Origin of the sequence: Kitasatospora sp. NPDC092286, from assembly GCF_044755565.1 — a bacterium.
In the GTDB taxonomy this organism is placed as follows: Bacteria; Actinomycetota; Actinomycetes; order Streptomycetales; family Streptomycetaceae; genus Kitasatospora.
The window spans coordinates 230,882-250,445 of record NZ_JBIVRD010000001.1; the positions used below are offsets into that span (position 1 = coordinate 230,882).

At 73.0% G+C, this 19,564-nt stretch carries 21 protein-coding genes; 2 read left to right on the forward strand and 19 right to left on the reverse strand.

Annotated features, from left to right (window positions below):
• Positions 1-18: 18 nt before the first annotated feature.
• The 4 genes from ACIQIB_RS01075 to tsaB are packed head-to-tail and all read right to left on the reverse strand — an operon-like array spanning position 19 to position 2,543.
• Positions 19-285: a hypothetical protein gene (locus ACIQIB_RS01075; protein WP_400653061.1), complete on the reverse strand. Its 267-nt coding sequence runs from the start codon at positions 283-285 to the stop codon at positions 19-21.
• Positions 282-1,385, reverse strand: coding sequence for a tRNA (adenosine(37)-N6)-threonylcarbamoyltransferase complex transferase subunit TsaD (tsaD, locus tag ACIQIB_RS01080; protein ID WP_363605533.1), 1,104 nt, complete (start codon positions 1,383-1,385; stop codon positions 282-284). The genes ACIQIB_RS01075 and tsaD overlap by 4 nt, the downstream gene beginning before the upstream one ends.
• A complete protein-coding gene (gene rimI, locus ACIQIB_RS01085; protein WP_363605795.1) occupies positions 1,378-1,863 on the reverse strand; it encodes a ribosomal protein S18-alanine N-acetyltransferase in 486 nt (161 codons plus the stop codon). The genes tsaD and rimI overlap by 8 nt, the downstream gene beginning before the upstream one ends.
• A gap of 23 nt (positions 1,864-1,886) precedes the next feature.
• Positions 1,887-2,543 (reverse strand): tRNA (adenosine(37)-N6)-threonylcarbamoyltransferase complex dimerization subunit type 1 TsaB, encoded by a 657-nt coding sequence (gene tsaB, locus ACIQIB_RS01090; protein ID WP_400756155.1) that lies wholly within the window; start codon positions 2,541-2,543, stop codon positions 1,887-1,889.
• Between the two features lie 172 nt (positions 2,544-2,715).
• Here tsaB and ACIQIB_RS01095 point away from each other — a divergent pair, with 172 nt between their 5' ends.
• On the forward strand, positions 2,716-3,288 hold the full coding sequence (locus ACIQIB_RS01095) for a hypothetical protein (RefSeq protein WP_400756307.1): 573 nt from the start codon (positions 2,716-2,718) through the stop codon (positions 3,286-3,288).
• Between the two features lie 10 nt (positions 3,289-3,298).
• On the opposite strand, the gene ACIQIB_RS01100 is transcribed toward ACIQIB_RS01095, so the two are convergent.
• The 6 genes from ACIQIB_RS01100 to glmS form a co-directional block, all read right to left on the reverse strand.
• Complete coding sequence (locus ACIQIB_RS01100) at positions 3,299-3,502, reverse strand: hypothetical protein (protein WP_363605531.1); 204 nt, start codon at positions 3,500-3,502, stop codon at positions 3,299-3,301.
• A 112-nt stretch (positions 3,503-3,614) separates the two neighbouring features.
• Positions 3,615-4,112 carry a tRNA (adenosine(37)-N6)-threonylcarbamoyltransferase complex ATPase subunit type 1 TsaE gene (tsaE, locus tag ACIQIB_RS01105; RefSeq protein ID WP_363605529.1) on the reverse strand — a complete coding sequence of 166 codons (498 nt, stop codon included), beginning with the start codon at positions 4,110-4,112 and terminating at the stop codon, positions 3,615-3,617.
• Between the two features lie 142 nt (positions 4,113-4,254).
• Positions 4,255-5,487: an alpha/beta hydrolase gene (locus tag ACIQIB_RS01110; protein ID WP_363605528.1), complete on the reverse strand. Its 1,233-nt coding sequence runs from the start codon at positions 5,485-5,487 to the stop codon at positions 4,255-4,257.
• A complete protein-coding gene (alr, locus tag ACIQIB_RS01115; protein WP_400659887.1) occupies positions 5,484-6,680 on the reverse strand; it encodes an alanine racemase in 1,197 nt (398 codons plus the stop codon). Before alr ends, ACIQIB_RS01110 begins: the two co-directional genes overlap by 4 nt.
• Before the next feature lie 119 nt (positions 6,681-6,799).
• Entirely contained in the window at positions 6,800-8,308 is a 1,509-nt protein-coding gene (locus tag ACIQIB_RS01120; RefSeq protein ID WP_400756157.1) for an NAD(P)H-hydrate dehydratase, read from the reverse strand.
• A 176-nt stretch (positions 8,309-8,484) separates the two neighbouring features.
• Positions 8,485-10,341, reverse strand: coding sequence for a glutamine--fructose-6-phosphate transaminase (isomerizing) (gene glmS / locus ACIQIB_RS01125; RefSeq protein ID WP_363605523.1), 1,857 nt, complete (start codon positions 10,339-10,341; stop codon positions 8,485-8,487).
• A gap of 99 nt (positions 10,342-10,440) precedes the next feature.
• Between glmS and coaA the strand changes: the two genes are divergently transcribed.
• Positions 10,441-11,436, forward strand: a complete 996-nt coding sequence (gene coaA / locus ACIQIB_RS01130) for a type I pantothenate kinase (protein WP_363605522.1) — start codon at positions 10,441-10,443, stop codon at positions 11,434-11,436.
• A 72-nt stretch (positions 11,437-11,508) separates the two neighbouring features.
• Here coaA and glmM read toward each other — a convergent pair whose 3' ends face one another.
• The 9 genes from glmM to rpsM form a co-directional block, all read right to left on the reverse strand.
• Positions 11,509-12,873, reverse strand: coding sequence for a phosphoglucosamine mutase (glmM, locus tag ACIQIB_RS01135; protein ID WP_400659894.1), 1,365 nt, complete (start codon positions 12,871-12,873; stop codon positions 11,509-11,511).
• A 165-nt stretch (positions 12,874-13,038) separates the two neighbouring features.
• The gene (gene rpsI / locus ACIQIB_RS01140; protein WP_093861727.1) at positions 13,039-13,542 is read right to left on the reverse strand and encodes a 30S ribosomal protein S9; all 504 of its coding nucleotides are present in this window, start codon (positions 13,540-13,542) and stop codon (positions 13,039-13,041) included.
• 46 nt (positions 13,543-13,588) lie between these two features.
• Positions 13,589-14,032, reverse strand: coding sequence for a 50S ribosomal protein L13 (rplM, locus tag ACIQIB_RS01145; protein ID WP_363605520.1), 444 nt, complete (start codon positions 14,030-14,032; stop codon positions 13,589-13,591).
• Positions 14,033-14,243: 211 nt separating this feature from the next.
• The gene (locus ACIQIB_RS01150; RefSeq protein ID WP_363605519.1) at positions 14,244-15,902 is read right to left on the reverse strand and encodes an ATP-binding cassette domain-containing protein; all 1,659 of its coding nucleotides are present in this window, start codon (positions 15,900-15,902) and stop codon (positions 14,244-14,246) included.
• A 40-nt stretch (positions 15,903-15,942) separates the two neighbouring features.
• Positions 15,943-16,854 (reverse strand): tRNA pseudouridine(38-40) synthase TruA, encoded by a 912-nt coding sequence (gene truA / locus ACIQIB_RS01155; protein WP_400659898.1) that lies wholly within the window; start codon positions 16,852-16,854, stop codon positions 15,943-15,945.
• Positions 16,855-16,931: 77 nt separating this feature from the next.
• Entirely contained in the window at positions 16,932-17,420 is a 489-nt protein-coding gene (gene rplQ / locus ACIQIB_RS01160) for a 50S ribosomal protein L17 (RefSeq protein ID WP_363605516.1), read from the reverse strand.
• A gap of 124 nt (positions 17,421-17,544) precedes the next feature.
• On the reverse strand, positions 17,545-18,567 hold the full coding sequence (locus ACIQIB_RS01165) for a DNA-directed RNA polymerase subunit alpha (protein ID WP_030055844.1): 1,023 nt from the start codon (positions 18,565-18,567) through the stop codon (positions 17,545-17,547).
• A gap of 131 nt (positions 18,568-18,698) precedes the next feature.
• Positions 18,699-19,106, reverse strand: coding sequence for a 30S ribosomal protein S11 (gene rpsK / locus ACIQIB_RS01170; RefSeq protein ID WP_030232513.1), 408 nt, complete (start codon positions 19,104-19,106; stop codon positions 18,699-18,701).
• A gap of 72 nt (positions 19,107-19,178) precedes the next feature.
• On the reverse strand, positions 19,179-19,559 hold the full coding sequence (gene rpsM / locus ACIQIB_RS01175) for a 30S ribosomal protein S13 (RefSeq protein WP_030232510.1): 381 nt from the start codon (positions 19,557-19,559) through the stop codon (positions 19,179-19,181).
• Positions 19,560-19,564: the final 5 nt, after the last annotated feature.

The following is a 19,564-nucleotide window of genomic DNA, read 5'->3' on the forward strand; positions in this document are numbered from 1 at the left end:
GCGCGGCGGTTCCCGTCCTCATGGCTCGACGTGCTCGCTGGTGAAGGACCAGCGGTGCACCGGGCGGCCGAGCAGGCCGGCCGGCGGCTCGGCGAGCGGAACGGGCTCGCCGGTCCACCAGGTGATCAGCAGCACCCGCTCGCCCGGGGCGCTGAACAGCTCGGTGCGGACCAGACCGGCCGCGCCGCGCAGGGCGGGCAGGGCGACGGCGTGCACCCAGGCGGTCAGCTCGGCGGCCCGCCCGTCGGCGGCCCGGGCCTCCCACATCGCGGCGGTGGTGCTCACCGGCCACCGCCGAGGGCCTGGTAGGCCTGGCCGTGGACGTCGCCGTGCCCGGACGCCACCGCCGGTACGTGCGTCTCGGTGACGGGCAGCGAGGAGTCGGCGGAGAGGTCGAAGGCGGACGGCGCGCGGTCCCGCCAGACCATCTCGGCGCCGAGCGCGGCGACCATCGCGCCGTTGTCGGTGCACAGGCCGGGGCGCGGCACCCGCAGCCGGATGCCCGCCTTGTCGCAGCGCTGCTGGGCCATCTCCCGCAGCCGCGAGTTGGCCGCCACCCCGCCGCCGATCATCAGGTGGTCGACGCCGTTGTCCCTGCACGCCTTGACGGCCTTGCGGGTCAGCACGTCGGTGACCGCCTCCTGGAAGGACGCCGCCACGTCGGCGACCGGCACCTCCTCGCCGGCCCGGCGCTTCGCCTCCACCCAGCGGGCGACGGCGGTCTTCAGGCCCGAGAAGGAGAAGTCGTACTCCGGGTCCCTGGGGCCGGTCAGGCCGCGCGGGAAGGCGATCGCCCTGCGGTCCCCCTCGCGGGCGGTGCGGTCCACCACCGGGCCGCCGGGGAAGCCCAGGCCGAGCACCCGGGCGACCTTGTCGAAGGCCTCTCCGGCCGCGTCGTCGATGGTCGCGCCGAGCGGGCGGACGTCGCTGGTGATGTCCTCGCTGAGGAGCAGCGAGGAGTGCCCCCCGGAGACCAGGAGGGCCATCGTGGGCGACGGCAGCCGGCCGTGCTCCAGCTGGTCCACGCAGATGTGCGAGGCGAGGTGGTTGACCCCGTACAGCGGCTTGTCCAGCGCCCAGGCGTAGGCCTTGGCGGCGCTGACGCCGACCAGCAGCGCGCCCGCGAGGCCCGGGCCGGCGGTGACGGCGATCCCGTCCAGGTCGCCCGCCCTGACCCCGGCGGTGTCCAGGGCGCGCTGGATGGTCGGGACCATCGCCTCCAGGTGCGCGCGGCTGGCGATCTCGGGGACGACGCCGCCGAACCGGGCGTGGTCGTTGACGCTGGAGGCGACCGCGTCGGCGAGCAGCGTGGTGCCGCGCACGATGCCGACGCCGGTCTCGTCGCAGGAGGTCTCGATACCGAGGACGAGCGGTTCGTCAGCCATGGCGGGTGTCCTTCACGTCTTTCTGAGGCGCGTCCGTTTGCGGGTCGTCGAGGCGCATCACCAGCGCGTCGACGTTGGCGGGCTGGTAGTAGCCGCGCCGGATGCCGACCGGCTCGAAGCCGAAGCGCTCGTACAGCCGCTGGGCGCGCGGGTTGTCCACCCGCACCTCCAGCAGCAGTTCGGCGCAGCCCCGCCGGGCGGCCTCCTGAATCAGGTCGGTGAGCAGTGCCGCGCCGAGGCCGGCGCCCTGGTGGCGCTCGTCGACGGCGATGGTCTGCACGTCGCCCTCGCCGGCCACCGCCATCAGTCCGGCGTAGCCGACGACGGCGCCGTCGCGGGTGGTGGCGACGGTGTAGTGGCGGGTGCCGCCGGGGTGGGTCTCGGCCAGCTCGGACCAGTACATCCCGGTGGACCAGGCGTCCTCGGGAAAGAGCCGCAGCTCCAGTTCCATCACCGGCGCGATGTCCCACCAGCGCATCCGGCGCAGGGTGGTGTCGCCGTTCACGCCGGGAGCACCGCCTTGTAGCCGGCGGGCACCTGGGCGTCCGGGCGGCGCAGGTAGAGCGGGACGTTGGGGAGCAGCTCGCGCCCGGCGGCCAGCTCGGCGGCGGCGAAGGCGGCGAGCGCGCCGGCCGAGACGTGCTCGGGGCCGTGCGCGCCGGGGAAGGCGTCCGGGTAGAGCAGCGCGCCGGCGCCGACGGCCCGCGGCCGCGGGGTCAGCTCGGCCGGGCGGTCCACGGCGGGCCCCTCGGTCCGGTGGCCCTCGGCGTCGTACGAGGCCCAGTAGACCTCCTTGCGGCGCGCGTCGGTGGCCACCGTGAACGGCTGCCCGGCCAGGCCCTCGGCCCGGGCCTGGTGGGCGATCGCGTCCAGGGTGCAGACGCCGTGCACGGGCAGGCCGAGCGCGTGGCCGAGCGCGGCGGCGGTCACCAGGCCGACCCGCAGGCCGGTGTACGGGCCCGGGCCGACGCCGACCGCGATGCCGGTGAGCCGGTGCTTGTCGACGCCGGCCGCCCGCAGCACCCGGTCGATGGCGGGCAGGAGCAGTTCGCCGTGGCGCCTGGCGTCGACCTGGTCGGTCTCGGCGAGGACGGCCGTGCCGTCGTGGACGGCGGCGGTGACGGCGGGGGTGGCGGTGTCGAACGCGAGCAGCAGCACGGGGTCAAGGTTAGACCGGTCGGCGGCGGTCGGGACGGCCGGACCTGCTCCGCCCGATCGACAGCGCGTTCCGTTTCGGAACACACGTCCGGCACGATGCGGGCTCGCCGGGTGAACCTGGCACGATGGGGCGGACGGTTTTGGACGGCGGTGGGAGCGGCACGTGGCGAAGATGGGTCCTGGAGTGGTGGTCACCGGGCTGACCCTGGGGGCCCTGGCGGTGGTGAGCCTGCTGGCCTTCCAGGCCAACGGTGCGCAGGACCGCGCCGGCGGCGTCCGCCCGAGCGCGAGCACGGCCTCGGTGTCGAACGATCCGGCCGCCCCGGCCACCCCGTCGGCCCCGGCCACCCCGACCGTCCCCACGCTGCCGACGACTTCCGGCAGCGGGCTGCGGGTCGTCTACTCGGCCGGCAGCCACTACGTCTGGCTGGTCGACCCCAAGAAGACCCCCCAGGTGGTGGCCTCCTTCGCGGTCACGCCGGGCTCGGTGGAGCCGACTCCCGGCAGCTACCCCGTCTACAGCAGGACCCCGACCACCACGGGCACGGACGGGCGGCAGATCGAGCACGTGGTGCGCTTCGCCCAGCAGAACGGCGTCGTGTTCGGCTTCAGCGCGGCCGTGGACGGCGCCACGCCGACCACCGACCCGCAGGCCAAGACCGGCGGTATCCGCAGCAGCCGCGAGGACGGCCAGCTGCTCTGGGACTTCGCGCCGCGCGGCACCAAGGTGGTCGTGATCGCCTGAGGCGGCTCGCTCAGGCGGCGCGCGGAGCCTCGGCGGGCACGGCCTCGACCGGCGCCGCCTTCCCGCGCTCGGGCACCGGCGGGGTGGACACCGCCTCCGCGGCCGCGCACGCGGCCAGCAGCGCGCGCATCGGCTCCCCCTGAGCGCGGCGGGCGGACTCTCCGGCTCCGGTGCCGCGCGGCGCGCGCTCCGGGGCGGGGGTGGTGCTCGACATGGCGCCTCCCTAGTTAGGCAGACCTAACCGCAGCACCCATCCCATCACGCCCGGCGCCCCGCCCGCAACACTTTCCCGACAACCTGTCGGGAAGACGCCCCGAAGACACGCCCTAGGCCAGCGCGGCCAGCGCCACCCCGTCCCAGCGCGGGCCGATCCCGGTCAGCACCACCCGGCGCGGGTCCAGGTCGTCCTCGGCCCCGGCGCCGCCGAGGGCGCGCTCGATCCGTACCTCCAGCCGGTCCTCGGACAGCCGCTCGACCTTGCCCTCGCCCCACTCGACCACCACCACCGACTCCGGCAGCGAGACGTCCAGGTCGAGGTCCTCCATCTCGTCCAGGTCCCCGCCGAGGCGGTACGCGTCGACGTGCACCAGTGCCGGACCGCCGACCAGCGACGGGTGCACCCGGGCGATCACGAAGGTGGGCGACGTGACCGCCCCGCGCACCTGGAGCCCCTCCCCCAGCCCTCTGGTCAGCGTGGTCTTCCCCGCCCCCAGTTCGCCGGAGAGCAGCACCAGGTCCCCCGGCCGCAGCAGCGCGGCCAGTTCCCGGCCGAGCCGGCCCATCCGCTCGGGAGTGGGAACGGTGAGAGTCGCGTCCGAGCCCATGCGCGTGAAATGCCCTTCGATCCGTGCGGCGCACCGACCGCCGGCCGCCCCCGCTACGGTGCCACATCCGGGTACCGGCGTGCTCCGGGCGGCGGTCCGTACCGGAGGCGGGGCCCCGGCCCGCCCGGCTCCCGGCGCCGGATCAGAGCAGGTCGCGCACGGACGGCGGCAGCGGCGCGGTGCCGCGGTAGCCGACGGCCCGCCGGAGCAGAGCGGCCAGGCACCGGTCGACGAGCCCGGGGTGTTCCAGCATCACCAGGTGGCCGGCGTCCTCGACCAGGACCAGTTCGGCGCCGGGCAGCTGCTCGGCGATCGCCTCGCTGTGGCCGGGCGGGGTGAGCAGGTCCTTGGTGCCGGCCAGCACCAGCGTGGGGATGTCGCGCAGGGTGGCCAGCGCGGTGGTCTTCTCGTGCGCGCCGAAGACCGGGTAGAACTCGGCGACCACGTCGATCGGGGTGGCGTCCAGCAGCTGTTCGGCGAACCGGACCACGCCCGGGTCGACGTCCTTCCCGCCGAAGGAGAACTTCCGGTAGAGGACGGCGGTGAGGTCCGCGCCCGCCCGCCGGGTCGCCTCCACCAGCCCGACCTGACGGCCGAGCAGCTTCATCACCCCCGGGGCGACCTTCTTGAAGAGCTTGGCGCCGGCCGCGGGCAGGCCGAGGCTGACGGCCTCCCAGTCCCCCGCCAGGGTGCCGACCAGCGCGACCCCGGCGACCCTCCCCCCGCCTTCGGCCGGGGTCACCCCCGTCCGGAACAGCTCCGGGTGCTGGTCGGCCAGCGCCATCACCGTCATGCCGCCCATCGAGTGGCCGACCAGCACCAGCGGCCCGGTCGGCGCGACGGCGTCGAGCACGGCCTTGAGGTCCCCGCCCAGCTCGTCGATGCTGGCGGGCTCGCCGGCCAGGTACGAACGCGAGCGCTCGGATCGGCCATGGCTGCGCTGGTCCCAGAAGACCAGCCGCATGCCCTCGCGCAGCGCGGCCCGCTGGAAGTGCCAGCTGTCCTGGTTGAGGCAGTAGCCGTGGCAGAACACCACGGTCAGCGGCTCCGGCCCGGCCGGCGGAGCATCAGCCCCCGCGGTGTCCTGGGCCGACGGCTCGGGCCAGCCGGTGCCGTCCAGCTCCACGTACAGCTCGGTGCCGTCCGGCGCGGTCACCGTCACCGGACGTCCGCGCAGCGAGCCGTACGGGGCGTTGGCGTCCAGCTCGGCACGGGCCCGGCGGCGGGTCGCCCGGCCGACGGTCAGCCGCTCGATCGCCACCCCGGCGGCGGCGCCGGCCGCGACCACGCCGACCGAGATCCCGATCAGGCCGGCCCGGCTCACCCCGGTCGCCGCCCTGGCCGCGGCCACGACCGGGCCGGCCTCCTCGCTCATGCCGCCGGGCCTTCGGCGACACCGCCGGTGTAGCGGCGCGGCACCCGGGCGCCGAGCCGGGTCACGATCTCGTACGCGATGGTGCCGCAGGCCCGGCCCCAGTCCTCGGCGGTCGGCTCGCCCCGCTCGCCGTTGCCGAACAGCAGCACCTCCTCGCCGATCGCGGGCGTCTCGCCGCCGAGGTCGACGACGAACTGGTCCATCGCCACCCGGCCGGCCACCGTGCGCCACTTGCCCGCGATCTGCACCGGGCCGGTGCCGCTGGCGTGCCGCGGGATGCCGTCGCCGTAGCCGACCGGCACGAGCCCCAGCGTGGTCGGGCCCGGCGTGGTGTAGTGGTGGCCGTAACTGACCCCGTGCCCGCCCGGGACGTGCTTGACCAGCGCCAGCCGGGCCGTCAGCGCCATCACCGGGCGCAGCCCGAAGTCCGCCGGCGAACCGACCTCGGGCACGGGCGACAGCCCGTACATCGCCAGGCCGGTGCGGACCATGTCGTAGTGCGACTGCGGGAGCAGCAGCGTGGCCGGCGAGTTGGCGAGGTGCCGGACCTCGGGGCGCAGCCCGGCGGCCTCGGCGTACGCCAGTGCCTCGCGGTAGGCGTCCAGCTGGATCCGGACGGACGGGTGGCCCGGCTCGTCGGCGGCCGCGAAGTGCGACCAGATGCCGACCACCCTGAGCAGGCCCTCCGCCTCGGCGCGGCGGGCGGCGGCGACCAGCTCGGGCCAGTCGTGCGGCTGGCAGCCGTTGCGGCCCAGGCCGGTGTCGGCCTTCAGGTGCACCCGGGCCGGGACCCCGGTGGCGCGGACGGCGGCCAGCAGCTCGTCGAGCGCCCACCGGCCGCTGACCGAGACGTCCACATCGGCGAGCAGCGCCTCGCGCCAGGGGCCGCCGGGCGTCCAGAGCCAGCACAGGACACGGGCCTGGTCCGGGCCGATACCGGCGGCACGCAGCGCCAGCGCCTCCTGCGGGAGGGCGGTACCGAGCCAGCCGATGCCTGCGGCGACCGCCTCGCGGGCACAGCGGATCGCCCCGTGGCCATAGGCGTCCGCCTTGACCGTGGCCATCACCGCGGCGCTGCCGACGCGCTCGCGCAGCGCGGCGAGGTTGCCGCGCAGGGCGGCCAGATCGATGGTCGCCTCGGCCCGTACGCCGTCGGTGAGAGTGGCCGTGCCGGTCGTTTTCGCAGTTGTCATCAGGGTCAGTCTCCCAGACGTCCCAGGGTCCCCGCCGAACGGCCCGGCGGCGCGGCGGCCCCGGGCCGGTGCTCCGACCGGACCGACCCGGCCGCCCCGCCCTTCCGGACGCCCACGAATCACCACCGGTTCCGCCCCGGCCCGGAGCCCTCGGCGGACTCCCGGACGTCCTGCCAGACGGCCGGCAGGGCGGCGGCCACCTCCAGGGCCGTCACCGGCGCGCCCGGCTCGCCCGCCGCGTGGCGGCCGGCCAGGCCGTGCAGGTACGCGGCCACGGCGGCGGCGTCCAGCACCGGCAGGCCGGCCGCCAGCAGCGAGCCGGCCAGGCCCGCGAGGACGTCGCCGCTGCCGGCCGTGGCCAGCCAGGAGGTCCCGGTCGGGTTGACCCGGGCGGTCCCGCCCGGGTCGGCGACCACCGTGGTGGAGCCCTTCAGCAGCACCGTCGCCCGGTAGGCGGCGGCGAGCCGGCGCGCGGTGGCCAGCCGGGCGCCGGCCAGCTCCGCGGCGCTCGGCGGCGGGGTGCCGTCCACGCCCGCCAGCAGCCGGGCCGCCTCGCCGGTGTGCGGGGTCAGCAGCGTGGGCGCCGTCCGCCCGGCGAGGGCCCGCGGGCCGAGCCGGCCCAGCTCGGTGAGCCCGTCCGCGTCCACCAGCACCGGGACGTCGCTCGCCAGCGCCTCCGCGAGCGCCTGCCGCGCCCCCTCGCCGCCGCCCGGACCGACCACCCAGGCCTGCACCCGCCCGGCCCCGGCCGGGCCGCCGGCGGTGACCAGCGCCTCCGGGAACCGCCGCACCACCTCCTCGGCCGCCGTGCCGACGTACCGCACCGCGCCCGCGCCGCCGCGCAGCGCTCCCGCGACGGCCAGCAGCGCCGCCCCCGGGTAGGTCGCCGACCCGGCGGCCACCCCGACGACGCCCCGGCGGTACTTGTCGCTCTCCGCCTGCGGCAGCGGCAGCAGCTCCGCCACCTCGGTGTGCTGCAGCGCCTCGACCCCCGCCACCGGCAGCTCCAGCCCGATCCCCACCAGGTGCACCACGCCCGCGTACGAGGCCCCCGGGTCGATCAGCAGGCCCGGCTTGTACGTCCCGAAGCAGACCGTGACATCGGCCCGCAGCGCCTCGCCCGCCACCTCGCCGGTGTCGGCGTCCACCCCGCTCGGCAGGTCCACGGCCACCACGAGGCCGGTCCGCGGCGCCCGGGCGTACGGCAGCGCCGGCGGGCGCAGTCCGCCGCGCCCGCCGATGCCGACGATGCCGTCCAGCACCAGGTCCGCGCGCGTGAACCCGGCCAGTCCGGCCTCCTGCTCCGCCACCACCCGTCCGCGTGCGGCCCGCAGCGCCGCCAGCCCGCCCGGGTGGGCGTGCTCCGGCGCGAGCAGCACCGCCGTCACCCGGGCCCCGCGCCGGGCCAGCGCCGCGCCCGCGTACAGGGCGTCACCACCGTTGTCGCCACTGCCCGCCAGCACCACCACCCGGCTGCCGTAGACCCGGCCGCGACGGCGGACCAGCAGCCGCGCGCAGGTGGCGGCGAGGCCGGCGGCGGCCCGCTGCATCAGGGTGCCCCCGGGCAGCCGGGCCATCAGTTCGGCCTCGGCGGCCCGGACCTCTTCGACACGGTGAGCACGGCGCATACGGAATCTCCCAGCGGGTCGGCTGCGGCGAGGACTACCGCCGACGCTACGCCCGCGTCCGGCCCGGGCGACACCTGCCGCGGCCCGCGGTCCGGAGGCTCGCCCCCGGACAGCACGGTGCCCCCGCGGTGGGGCAGAGCCACCGCGGGGGCACCGGACCGGCGAGCGGTTCCCCGCTACTCGACGGTGACCGACTTCGCGAGGTTGCGCGGCTGGTCCACCTCGTGGCCCTTGGCCGTGGCCAGCTCGCAGGCGAAGACCTGCAGCGGCACGGTGGAGACCAGCGGCTGCAGCAGGGTCGGGGTCACCGGGATGCGGATCAGGTGGTCCGCGTACGGGACGACCGCCTCGTCGCCCTCCTCGGCGATCACGATGGTGCGGGCGCCGCGGGCCCGGATCTCCTGGATGTTGGAGACGATCTTGTCGTGCAGGATCGACCGGCCGCGCGGCGACGGCACGACCACCACGACCGGCAGCCCCTCCTCGATCAGCGCGATCGGCCCGTGCTTCAGCTCGCCCGCCGCGAAGCCCTCGGCGTGCATGTACGCCAGCTCCTTCAGCTTGAGCGCGCCCTCCAGGGCCACCGGGAAGCCGACGTGCCGGCCGAGGAACAGCACCGAACGGGCGTCGGCCAGCGAGCGGGCCAGCTCGCGCACCGGCTCCATGGTCTCCAGCACCTGCTCGACCTGCCGGGGCGCGTCACCGAGCTCCTTGATGACGGCGGAGATCTCGTCGCCCCACTTGGTGCCGCGCACCTGGCCGAGGTAGAGCGCGACCAGGTAGCAGGCGACCAGCTGGGTCAGGAACGCCTTGGTGGAGGCGACCGCGACCTCGGGCCCGGCGTGCGTGTACAGCACCGCGTCCGACTCGCGCGGGATGGTGGAGCCGTTGGTGTTGCAGATCGCCAGCACCTTGGCGCCCTGCTCGCGGGCGTGCCGCAGCGCCATCAGGGTGTCCATGGTCTCGCCGGACTGGGAGATCGCGATGACCAGCGTGCCCGGGTCCAGGATCGGGTCCCGGTAGCGGAACTCGGAGGCGACCTCGACCTCGCAGGGGACGCGGGTCCAGTGCTCGATCGCGTACTTGGCGATCATGCCGGCGTGGAAGGCGGTGCCGCAGGCGACGATGACGACCTTGTCGACCGAGCGCAGGTCGGCGTCGGAGATCCGCAGCTCGTCGAGGGTGAGCCGGCCGTCGGTGCCGATCCTGCCGAGGAGGGTGTCGGCGACGGCCTTCGGCTGCTCGGCGATCTCCTTGAGCATGAAGTAGTCGTAGCCGCCCTTCTCGGCGGCCGAGGCGTCCCAGTCGACGTGGTACTCGCGCACGTCGGCCGGGCGGCCGTCGAAGTCGGTCACCGTGACACCGTCCCGGCGCAGCTCGACGACCTGGTCCTGGCCCAGCTCGATCGCCTCGCGGGTGTGCGCGATGAACGCGGCCACGTCCGAGGCGAGGAAGTTCTCGCCCTCGCCGCGCCCGACCACCAGCGGCGAGTTGCGGCGGGCGCCGACCACCACGTCCGGGGCGTCGGCGTGCACGGCCACCAGGGTGAAGGCGCCGTCCAGGCGGCGGCAGACCGTCCGCATGGCCTCGGCCAGGTCGCCGTCGTACACCTCGGCCAGCAGGTGCGCGACGACCTCGGTGTCGGTCTCGGAGCGCAGCGTGTGGCCGCGCTCGGCCAGCTCCGCCCGCAGCTGGGCGAAGTTCTCGATGATGCCGTTGTGGACCACTGCCACCCGGACGGCGTCATCCAGATGGGGGTGGGCGTTGGCGTCCGTCGGGCCGCCGTGGGTGGCCCAGCGGGTGTGGCCGATGCCGGTGGTGCCGCCGGGAAGAGGGGTCTCGGCGAGCGACTTCTCCAGGTTGGCGAGCTTGCCCGCCCGCTTGTCGGTGGCCAGGCTCCACTGCCCGTCGGAGCCCTGTACCTGCACCGCGACACCGGCCGAGTCGTAGCCCCGGTACTCGAGTCGCTGCAGGCCTGCGATTACTACGTCAAGGGCGGGCTGAGAGCCCACGTATCCAACAATTCCGCACATGCGTGCCAGCATAAGGGCGCTCCGGATGCCCTTTTCGCACCGTTCGCCCACAGCGCGTGACCGACACCACAAGCACCGTGAACGCCGCTACGGCCCACAATGGAGCACGTGCTGACCGAACTCTGTACGCGGGGCGCCGCCACGCCCGGCCCTTCGCCGTCCCCCTATGTGGACCTCAGCCGGGCCGAGTGGAGCGCGCTGCGCGAGCGTACGCCGCTGCCGCTGACCGCCGAGGAGGTGGAACGGCTGCGCGGTCTGGGCACCGCCCTCGACCTGGACGAGGTGCGCGACGTCTATCTGCCGCTGTCCCGGCTGCTCAACCTCTACATCCACGCCACGCACGACCTGCGCGGCGCGCTGGGCACGTTCCTGGACACCCCGGACACCGAGCGCACCCGCACCCCGTTCATCATCGGTGTGGCCGGCTCGGTCGCCGTCGGCAAGTCCACCACCGCCCGGCTCCTCCAGGCGCTGCTGGCCCGCTGGCCCGAGCACCCGCGGGTCGAGCTGGTCACCACCGACGGGTTCCTGCTGCCCAACGCGGAGCTGCGCCGGCGCGGTCTGATGGCCCGCAAGGGCTTCCCCGAGTCGTACGACCGCCGGGCGCTGATGCGCTTCGTCGCGGACGTGAAGGCGGGCAAGGAGACGGTCTCCGCCCCGGTCTACTCGCACCTGGTGTACGACATCGTGCCCGACGAGCGGCTCACCGTGGAGCGCCCGGACATCCTGATCGTCGAGGGCCTGAACGTGCTCCAGCCGGCCCTGCCCGGCACCGACGGCCGCACCCGTCTCGCGGTGGCCGACTACTTCGACTTCTCGATCTACGTCGACGCCCGCACCGACGACATCGAGAGCTGGTACCTGGACCGTTTCCGCAAGCTGCGGCAGACCGCCTTCCAGGACCCGAACTCCTACTTCCGCCGCTTCACCGAGGTGCCGGAGGAGGAGGCCATGGAGTACGGCCGCCAGGTCTGGCGCACCATCAACAAGCCCAACCTGCTGGAGAACGTGCTGCCCACCAGGGGCCGGGCCACCCTGATCCTGCAGAAGGGCCAGGACCACAAGGTCCGCCGGGCCCTGCTGCGCAAGCTCTGAGACGGCCGAGGGCCCCCGCCGGAGCGGGGGCCCTCGCCATGTCCTCGGCCCGGGCACGCAGGCCCGGGCACCTCAGCCCAGGTGGGTCAGAACCGCCTCGGCCAGCCGCTCCGCGACGGCCTTGGCCTGCACCTGGTCGGCGGCCTCGACCATCACCCGGACCAGCGGCTCGGTGCCCGACGGACGCAGCAGCACCCGGCCGGTGGCGCCCAGCTCGGCCTCCGCCTCGGCGACGGCCGCGGCCAGCTCGACGCTGGTGTTCACCCGGCTCTTGTCCACGCCCTTGACGTTGATCAGCAGCTGCGGCAGCCGGGTCATCACGGCGGCCAGGTCGGCCAGCGGCTGCTTGGTGGCGGCCAGCCGGGCGCCCAGCATCAGGCCGGTCAGGGTGCCGTCGCCGGTGGTGGCGTGGTCCAGCAGGATGACGTGGCCGGACTGCTCGCCGCCGAGCGCGTAGCCCTTCTCCTTCATCGCCTCCAGCACATAGCGGTCGCCGACCGCCGTCTGCACCAGGTCCACGCCCTCGCGCTCCATCGCCAGCTTGAAGCCCAGGTTGGACATCACGGTGGCGACGGCGGTGTTGCGGCGCAGCGTGCCGGCCTCCTTCATGGCGACGGCCAGGATCGCGATGATCTGGTCGCCGTCCACCTCGTTGCCGTCCGCGTCGGCGGCCAGGCAGCGGTCGGCGTCGCCGTCGAGGGCGATCCCGAGGTCGGCCCGGTACTCCGTCATCGCGGCGCGCAGCTTGGCCAGGTGGGTGGAGCCGACGCCGTCGTTGATGTTGAGGCCGGTGGGCTCCGCCCCCAGGGTGTGGACGACCTCGGCGCCGGCCCGGGCGAAGGCCTCGGGGGCGACGTAGGCCGCCGCGCCGTGCGCGCCGTCGATGACCACCCGGATGCCGTCCAGGCGGTTGGGCAGGACGCCGATCAGGTGGGCGACGTACTTGTCGAAGCCCTCGGTGTACTCGCGGACCCGGCCGACGTCCGCGCCGGTGGGCCGCTTCCACTCCTCGCTGCCCACCGAGTACGTCCGGTAGTGCGCCTCGATGGCGTCCTCGATCCGGTCGTCCAGCTTGTGGCCGCCGCGGGCGAGGAACTTGATGCCGTTGTCCGGCATGGCGTTGTGGCTGGCGGAGAGCATCACGCCGAAGTCCGCGCCGAGCGCACCGGTGAGATAGGCCACCGCCGGGGTGGGCAGGACGCCGACCCGCAGGACGTCGACACCGGCGCTCGCCAGACCGGCGATGACCGCGGACTCCAGGAACTCGCCCGAGGCACGGGGGTCGCGGCCGACCACGGCGACCGGGCGGTGGCCGTCGAAGGCACCCGCCTCACCGAGAACGTGTGCCGCCGCCACCGACAGCCCGAGCGCCAGCTCGGCCGTCAGCCCTTCGTTGGCCACACCGCGTACGCCGTCCGTACCGAAGAGTCGTCCCACTGTCCCGTCCTCCATCGCCGCTGCTGGCAGTCAATCTGATCGAATCCTCGGCCGCAGCACAACAGCCGGGGAGCACGACGCCCCGGAGTACACGGGGTACTCCGGGGCGTGAGAGCGCAACCAGGGGGGCGCACCACCAGGGCGGTACGCACCCCTGGGGCGCAATTAGCGCTTGCTGTACTGCGGCGCCTTGCGGGCCTTCTTCAGACCGGCCTTCTTGCGCTCGACGGCGCGGGCGTCACGCATCAGGAAGCCGGCCTTCTTGAGGGCGGCGCGGTTGTTGTCCACGTCGGCCTCGTTCAGGGCACGGGCCACGCCGAGGCGCAGCGCGTAGGCCTGGCCGGACACGCCGCCACCCGAGATGCGGGCGACGACGTCGTAGCGACCGTCGAGCTCCAGCAGCTTGAAGGGTTCGTTGACGGTCTGCTGGTGCACCTTGTTGGGGAAGTAGTTCTCCAGGGTGCGACCGTTGATCTTCCACTGACCGGTGCCGGGGACGATGCGCACGCGGGCGATCGCCTCCTTGCGACGGCCGAGGCCGGCGCCCGGGACGGCCTCGCCGAAGCGGCCGGCCAGGGACTCGGAGGTGTAGTTCTCCTCGGAGGTGTACTCGCCCTCGACGACGGTCTCGTCGAACTCGACCTCAAGGGTTTCAGTGGTCTCGGCCACGATGTTCCTCAGCTCTTTTCAGTGATGGGGGGCTTGGTGGCCGGAGTTACTGCGCGACCTGGGTGATCTCGAACGGCACCGGCTGCTGGGCAGCGTGGGGGTGCTGGTCGCCCGAGTAGACCTTCAGCTTCGAGAGCATCTGGCGGCCCAGGCTGTTCTTGGGAACCATGCCCTTGATGGCCTTCTCGACGGCCTTCTCCGGGTTCTTGTCCAGGAGGTCGTCGTAACGGACCGAGCGGAGACCGCCCGGGAAACCGCTGTGGCGGTAGGCCAGCTTCTGGGTCTTCTTGTTACCCGACAGGTGCACCTTGTCCGCGTTGATGATGATGACGAAGTCACCAGTGTCAACGTGCGGCGCGTAGATCGCCTTGTGCTTACCCCGGAGGAGGTTGGCGGCCTGGGAGGCCAGGCGGCCGAGCACGACGTCGGTCGCGTCGATGACGTGCCACTGACGCTGGACGTCGCCGGGCTTGGGGCTGTACGTACGCACGGTCGTAGCCTTCGCTTTTCAGTGAGTGAGTCCTGACAGGAGCACCTGAACGAGGGATCAGCCCGGCCCGCCTTGGACGCAATTCAAGGGGGGGACCGCTGGTCGTCGGTCTGGTATCTCCGGCGTACCGACCTCTCACGTGAGATGGAGCGAGCCAATACGCACAACAAGCGACCAGCCTACCGGGCGCGCCGGGGTGGGTCAAAATCCCTCAGCGCTCGCGCTCCACCCTGGTCACGTCCCAGACCGGCTCGGCCGACTCGTAGACCCGGCCGTCCGCGCCGAACACCAGGAAGCGGTCGAAGGTCCGGGCGAACCAGCGGTCGTGCGTCACACAGAGCACCGTGCCGTCGAACGCCTCCAGCCCGGCCTGCAGCGCCTCGGCGCTCTCCAGGTCCAGGTTGTCGGTCGGCTCGTCCAGCAACAGGGCCGTCACCCCGGAGAGTTCGAGCTTGAGAATCATCAGCCGGGCCTGCTGCCCACCGGACAACGACTCGAACTTCTGCTCCTCCTGGCGGTCCAGCTCGTAGCGGCGCAGCGCGCCCATCGCCGCGCCGCGGCTGAGCGCGTGTTCCTCCTCGACGATCGAGCGGACGGTACGGCCGAGCAGTTCCGGGTGGGCGTGGGTCTGCCGGAAGTGGCCGGGCACCACCCGGGCGCCGAGCTTCCACCGACCGGTGTGGGCGACCGTCCCGTCCCCCGCCAGCAGCCGCAGGAAGTGCGACTTGCCGGAGCCGTTGGAGCCGAGCACGCCGATCCGCTCGCCGTAGTAGACCTCCAGGTCGAACGGCTTCATCAGCCCGGTGAGCTCCAGCTGCTCCATGGTGAAGGCGCGCACCCCGGTACGCCCGCCCTTGAGCCGCATGGTGATGCTCTGCTCGCGCGGGGGCTCCTCCGGGCGGCCGGCCTCCTCGAACTTCTTCAGCCTGGTCTGCGCGGCGGCGTAGCGGGTGGCCAGGGCATGGCTGACGGAGGCCGCCTGGCGCAGGGTGACGACCAGCTTCTTGAGCTTGGCGTGCTCCTCGTCCCAGCGCCGGCCGAGCTCCTCGAAGCGCGCGAAGCGGTCCTTGCGGGCGTCGTGGAAGGAGTCGAAGCCGCCGCCGTGCACCCAGACGCTGCTGCCGGCCGCCCCCGACTCGACGCTGATGATCTTCTGTGCGGTCCGGGAGAGCAGCTCGCGGTCGTGCGAGATGTACAGCACGGTCTTGGAGGTGGACCGGATGGCCTCCTCCAGCCAGCGCTTGCCCGGGACGTCCAGGTAGTTGTCCGGCTCGTCCAGCAGCAGCACCTCCTCGGGGCCGCGCAGCAGCGCCTCCAGGACGAGCCGCTTCTGTTCGCCGCCGGAGAGCGTGTTCAGGCCGCGCCACTGGGCCTTGTCGAAGGGCATCCCGAGGGCCGCCATGGTGCAGACGTCCCAGTCTGTCTCGTAGTCGTAGCCGCCGACGTCGGCCCAGTCCGAGAGCGCCTGGGCATAGGCCATCTGCGTCTTCTCGTCGTCCTGGGCGATCATCGCCAGCTCGGCGGCGTCCACAGCGCGGGCGGCGACGGCGATCCGCCCGGGGGCGACGGAGACCAGCAGGTCCCGGACGGAGGCGTCGGCGGGCAGCGCGCCCGGCGTCTCCTTCTGGTCCTCACGGCCGGTGGTGCCGACGAACTGGCGCATCACCCCGAGGCCGCCGCTGATGGTCACCGAGCCGCCGTGCGGCTGGATGTCGCCCGCGATCATGCGCAGCAGGGTGGTCTTGCCGGCCCCGTTGGCACCCACCAGGGCGACCGCGGAACCCTCCCCCACCCGGAAGGACGCGTCGTCGAACAGCACCCGCCCGTCCGGCAGGTAGTACTCAAGGTGCGAAATCTCGACGTGTCCCATGGGGAGATTGTCCCAAGCGGTCGCCCTGGACCAAAACGGATTAACCAACCACCGGCTGTCCGGGCAGCGTCCGCATCCGGCGGGCCGCCCGGTTGCGCTCGGCGAGCTGGTCGTCCGGCGGGTAGCCGACCTCCTCCAGCGTCAGTCCGTACGGCCGGATGACGTTGACGGCGGAGTTGCGGACCCCGCCCGCCAGCACCTCGCCGGGGAACTCCACCGGCCGGTGCCCGTCGCCGACCAGCAGCATCGCGCCGACCAGCGCCCGCACCATGTTGTGGCAGAAGGCGTCGGCCCGGACGGTGGCGACCGCGAGAGAGCCCTCCTGGCTGGCGTAGCCGTCGACCGGGACGCGGTCCCAGCGCAGCTCCAGCAGGGTGCGGATGGTGGTCGCGCCCTCGCGCTTCTTGCAGTACGCCGCGAAGTCGTGCTCGCCCAGCAGCAGCTCGGCGGCCGCGTTCATCAGGTCGAGGTCCAGCGGGCGGTCGTGCCAGAGCACGTGCCCGCGCAGCAGCGGGTCCACCCCGCCGGGGTGGTCGGCGACCCGGTAGGCGTACCGGCGCCAGATCGCCGAGAAGCGGGCGTCGAAGCCGTCCGGCGCCTCGCCCACGCGGTAGATCCGGACGTCCCCCGGCAGCCGCCCGGCCAGCCTGCGCAGCAGCTTCTCGCGGTGCGCGGCCCATAGCTCGGCTGGCAGGTCCACGTGCGCGACCTGGCCGCGGGCGTGCACCCCGGCGTCGGTACGGCCGGCCACGGTAAGCGGGAACAGCTCGGGGCTTCGGGTGACGATCTGCAGCGCGGTCTCGATCTCCTCCTGCACGGTCCTGCGGCCGCCGCGCTGGCGGGCCCAGCCGGAGAACTCCGCGCCGTGGTAGGCGAGATCGAGCCGGACCCGGACGTACCCGTCGGCCGGGCCGTCCTTGACCGGCGGCCGCTCGGCGCAATCGTTGACCACTGCATCACTCCCAGAGATAACGGAACGGGCCCGCTCCCCCACGAATGGGAGAGCGGGCCCGCGACACCCAGAGGGGGTCAGGCCTGCTCGGCCTCGGCCTCGTCGGCCTTGGCGACGTCGACCTTGGTCTCCTCGACCTTGGCGTCGGCCTCCTTGACGGCGCGCTTGGTGGCGGCCTCGGCCTCGCCGACGGCGTTCTGCGCGACGGTCAGCGCCTCGACCAGCTCGATCACGGCCATCGGGGCGTTGTCGCCACGACGGGGACCGATCTTGGTGATACGGGTGTAACCACCCGGGCGGTTCTCGTAGCGCGGCGCGATCTCGGTGAAGAGGGTGTGCAGCACGGCGATGTCGGTGATCGTCTTGCGAACGAGGCGACGGTTGTGGATGTCGCCCTTCTTCGCCTTGGTGATCAGCTTCTCCGCCAGCGGGCGCATCCGACGGGCCTTGGCCTCGGTCGTGGTGATGCGGCCGTACTGGAACAGCTCCCGGCACAGACCGGCGAGCAGCAGCGGCTCGTGGTGCGGGCCGCCGCCGAGGCGGGCACCCTTGGTGGGACGCGGCATGGAATGACTCCTTGAATCTCCGACGGCGGCCGTACCAGGTACCGCCGCGGGCGTACGGACACGGTGTCCGCACGACTTTCATGGTGCCGGGGGCGGCCCCGGGGAACCGCCCCCGTCATCAAACTCAGTACTGCTCGGTCTCCGCGTAACCCGCGTCGTCCAGGTCGTCGGCGCCGAAGGCGTCGGCGGCGGCGGTCGGGTCGAATCCGGGCGGGCTATCCTTGAGGGCCAGGCCCATGCCGGCCAGCTTCGCCTTGACCTCGTCGATCGACTTCGCACCGAAGTTGCGGATGTCGAGCAGGTCGGCCTCGGAGCGGGCGACGAGCTCACCCACGGTGTGGATGCCCTCGCGCTTGAGGCAGTTGTACGACCGAACGGTGAGCTCCAGCTCCTCGATCGGCAGCGCCAGGTCGGCGGCCAGGGCGGCGTCCGTCGGGGACGGGCCCATGTCGATGCCCTCGGCGTCGATGTTCAGCTCGCGGGCGAGACCGAACAGCTCCACCAGGGTCTTGCCGGCCGAGGCCATGGCGTCACGCGGGCGCATGGCGGGCTTGGTCTCGACGTCGACGATCAGCTTGTCGAAGTCGGTCCGCTGCTCGACACGGGTGGCCTCGACCTTGTAGGTGACCTTCAGCACGGGGCTGTAGATCGAGTCGACCGGGATACGGCCGATCTCCTGGCCGGAAGCCTTGTTCTGCACGGCGGAGACGTAGCCGCGACCGCGCTCGACGGTCAGCTCCATCTCCAGCTTGCCCTTGCCGTTCAGCGTGGCGAGGACCAGCTCGGGGTTGTGCACCTCGACACCGGCCGGCGGCGCGATGTCGGCGGCGGTGACCACACCCGGGCCCTGCTTGCGCAGGTACATCACGACCGGCTCGTCGTGCTCCGAGGAGACGACCAGCTGCTTGATGTTGAGGATGAGGTCGGTGACGTCCTCCTTGACGCCCGGCACGGTGGTGAACTCGTGCAGGACGCCGTCGATGCGGATGCTGGTGACAGCGGCACCCGGGATCGACGACAGGAGCGTACGGCGCAGGGAGTTGCCGAGGGTGTAGCCGAAGCCCGGCTCCAGCGGCTCGATCACGAACCGCGAGCGGAACTCGTCGACGACCTCTTCGGTCAGCGAGGGGCGCTGAGCGATGAGCATGTTTTCAGATCCTCCAGTTGACGTCGGCACCCACTATTTGATGCCGAACAGAACCAGCGTACGGGGTCCCGCTCGAAACGAGACCCCGTACGAGGTTGTGAAACAAGACCCGCGTGCCCGAAGGCGCTGCGTCAGACGCGGCGGCGCTTCGGCGGACGGCAGCCGTTGTGCGGGGTGGGGGTGACGTCCTGGATCGAGCCGACCTCCAGGCCGGTGGCCTGGAGCGAACGGATCGCGGTCTCGCGGCCGGAGCCCGGACCCTTCACGAAGACGTCAACCTTGCGCATGCCGTGCTCCTGCGCGCGACGGGCAGCGGCCTCGGCGGCCATCTGCGCGGCGAACGGGGTGGACTTGCGCGAGCCCTTGAAGCCGACGTGGCCGGCGGAGGCCCAGGAGATCACGTTGCCCGCGGGGTCGGTGATCGAAACGATGGTGTTGTTGAACGTGCTCTTGATGTGCGCGTGGCCGTGAGCGACGTTCTTCTTTTCCTTGCGGCGGATCTTCTTCGCGCCGGCAGCCTGACGACCCTTGGGGGGCATAAGTCTGTTCTCCTACTGAGGTGGTCGGTCCGCTGACCCGCGGGCCGGAGGGATGTCCGGTTTGGGGGCGGACTACTTCTTGCCCGGCTTCTTCTTGCCGGCAATCGCGCGACGCGGGCCCTTGCGGGTACGCGCGTTGGTGTGGGTGCGCTGACCGCGGACCGGCAGGCCACGGCGGTGACGCAGACCCTCGTAGCAGCCGATCTCGACCTTGCGGCGGATGTCGGCGGCCACCTCACGGCGGAGGTCACCCTCGACCGTGTAGTTGGCGTCGATGTACTGGCCCAGCTTCACGAGGTCTTCCTCGGAGATGTCGCGAACGCGGACATCCGGGTTGACACCGGTCTCGGCCAGGGTCTGCTGGGCGCGGGTACGGCCGATGCCGTACACGTAGGTAAGGGCGATCTCGATCCGCTTCTCACGGGGGAGATCAACGCCGGCGAGGCGTGCCATTCAAG

Excerpts from the sequence above, each read along its gene's own strand:
- tsaD (WP_363605533.1), bottom strand. The coding sequence starts at position 1,385 with ATGGCTGACGAACCGCTCGTCCTCGGTATCGAGACCTCCTGCGACGAG.
- rimI (WP_363605795.1), bottom strand. The coding sequence starts at position 1,863 with ATGCGCTGGTGGGACATCGCGCCGGTGATGGAACTGGAGCTGCGGCTC.
- ACIQIB_RS01095 (WP_400756307.1), top strand. The coding sequence starts at position 2,716 with ATGGGTCCTGGAGTGGTGGTCACCGGGCTGACCCTGGGGGCCCTGGCG.
- ACIQIB_RS01100 (WP_363605531.1), bottom strand. The coding sequence starts at position 3,502 with ATGTCGAGCACCACCCCCGCCCCGGAGCGCGCGCCGCGCGGCACCGGA.
- tsaE (WP_363605529.1), bottom strand. The coding sequence starts at position 4,112 with ATGGGCTCGGACGCGACTCTCACCGTTCCCACTCCCGAGCGGATGGGC.
- ACIQIB_RS01110 (WP_363605528.1), bottom strand. The coding sequence starts at position 5,487 with ATGAGCGAGGAGGCCGGCCCGGTCGTGGCCGCGGCCAGGGCGGCGACC.
- alr (WP_400659887.1), bottom strand. The coding sequence starts at position 6,680 with ATGACAACTGCGAAAACGACCGGCACGGCCACTCTCACCGACGGCGTA.
- ACIQIB_RS01120 (WP_400756157.1), bottom strand. The coding sequence starts at position 8,308 with ATGCGCCGTGCTCACCGTGTCGAAGAGGTCCGGGCCGCCGAGGCCGAA.
- glmS (WP_363605523.1), bottom strand. The coding sequence starts at position 10,341 with ATGTGCGGAATTGTTGGATACGTGGGCTCTCAGCCCGCCCTTGACGTA.
- coaA (WP_363605522.1), top strand. The coding sequence starts at position 10,441 with ATGGAGCACGTGCTGACCGAACTCTGTACGCGGGGCGCCGCCACGCCC.
- ACIQIB_RS01150 (WP_363605519.1), bottom strand. The coding sequence starts at position 15,902 with ATGGGACACGTCGAGATTTCGCACCTTGAGTACTACCTGCCGGACGGG.
- rplQ (WP_363605516.1), bottom strand. The coding sequence starts at position 17,420 with ATGCCGCGTCCCACCAAGGGTGCCCGCCTCGGCGGCGGCCCGCACCAC.
- ACIQIB_RS01165 (WP_030055844.1), bottom strand. The coding sequence starts at position 18,567 with ATGCTCATCGCTCAGCGCCCCTCGCTGACCGAAGAGGTCGTCGACGAG.
- rpsK (WP_030232513.1), bottom strand. The coding sequence starts at position 19,106 with ATGCCCCCCAAGGGTCGTCAGGCTGCCGGCGCGAAGAAGATCCGCCGC.
- rpsM (WP_030232510.1), bottom strand. The coding sequence starts at position 19,559 with ATGGCACGCCTCGCCGGCGTTGATCTCCCCCGTGAGAAGCGGATCGAG.